The sequence below is a fragment of the Actinokineospora sp. genome (assembly GCF_050699995.1).
Taxonomy (GTDB): domain Bacteria; phylum Actinomycetota; class Actinomycetes; order Mycobacteriales; family Pseudonocardiaceae; genus Actinokineospora.
In genome coordinates this window covers 1-1,181 of the sequence record NZ_JBOHGC010000156.1, presented here as the reverse complement: position 1 = coordinate 1,181, position 1,181 = coordinate 1, and the positions used below count along the sequence as shown (strand labels likewise).

Below are 1,181 nucleotides of genomic sequence, written 5' to 3'. Positions count from 1 at the left end.
TCTCGCTGGTCTGATCCACGAGTACCACCGGGAAGCGGCGTGACGCCGGATAAGTGCACCCCTCAGGCGGTATCCCGCCGCGGCCCGTTGCATCGACGTCCTATGGGCAGTTCGCGGTGGTGTCTCCGGTGTCGGTCTGGCAGGTGTCCTGGCCGTTGCCGCCGTCGAGCGAATCGCCGCTGGCGCCGTCCTGGCCGTTCAGCACGTCGGGGGCGTTCCCACCTTTCAGCATGTCGGTGCCAGCGCCGCCGGTGACCTGGTCCTTGCCGTTGCCACCCATGACGTTGTCGTTGCCGTCGCTGCCGTTCAGGACGTCTCTGCCGTTCTGGCCGAAGATCGTGTCGTTCCCGCCCAGGCCGTTGATCGCGTCGCTCCCGTTGCCGCCGCAGATGATGTCGTCGCCGCTTGTCCCGTTCAGCGTGTCGGACGCGTTCGTCCCCTTGATGGCGCCGGCCATCGCGCAAAGCTCAGCCGCCGTGCCGACGGTGGTGGTTGCCGTGGCGGTGTTGTTCGCGGTGCTGGGATCGGTCGACGTCGCGGCGATCGTGGTCGTGTTCGTGATGACCGTGGCGTTCGGCGTGCCAGCGGTGACCTTGACCACCAGGGTGAACGAGGCGCTGGCGCCCGCGGCCAGGCTCGCGATCGTGCAGCTCACGGTGCCCGTGCCGCCCACCGCGGGCGTCGAGCACGACCAGCCGGCCGCGAAGGTCAGCGACACGAACGTGGTGTTGGTCGGCACCACGTCGCTCAGCGTCAGGCTCGTCGCCCCCGACGGCCCCGAGTTCGAGACGCTGATCGAGTAGGTGATGTTCCCGCCCGACGACACCGGATCGGGCGAGTCGGACTTCGTGATCCGGAGGTCAGCGCCGATGGCGGCGCCGCTGACGGTCGTGGTCTCGGTGTCCGAGTTGTTCCCGGCGCTCGGATCGTCCGGCGAACTCGCCGTCGCCGTGTTGGAGATGATCGTGCCTCCCGGCGTGCCGGCGTTGACGTTCACGACGAGGGTGATCGTGATGCTCGAGCCGCTGGCCAGGGTCGAACCGGAGCAGGTGACGGCTCCCGTCCCGCCCACGCCGGGGGTCGTGGGACACGTCCAGCCGCCGCTCGCGCTCACCGAGACGAACGTGGTGTTCGCCGGCGTCGAGTCGCTCAGGGTCGGACTGGTGGCCGGGTCCTGCCCG

Annotated in this window: 1 protein-coding gene and 1 pseudogene; both read right to left on the bottom strand. The window is 69.3% G+C overall.

The annotated features are described in order from the left end of the window. Nucleotides 1–100 precede the first annotated feature (100 nt). Nucleotides 101–457: a calcium-binding protein gene (locus tag ACRDSQ_RS08840; protein WP_431420330.1), complete on the bottom strand. Its 357-nt coding sequence runs from the start codon at nucleotides 455–457 to the stop codon at nucleotides 101–103. A 93-nt stretch (nucleotides 458–550) separates the two neighbouring features. Next, a pseudogene (locus ACRDSQ_RS08835) lies at nucleotides 551–1,153 on the bottom strand (hypothetical protein); the annotation flags it as partial. Nucleotides 1,154–1,181 lie beyond the last annotated feature (28 nt).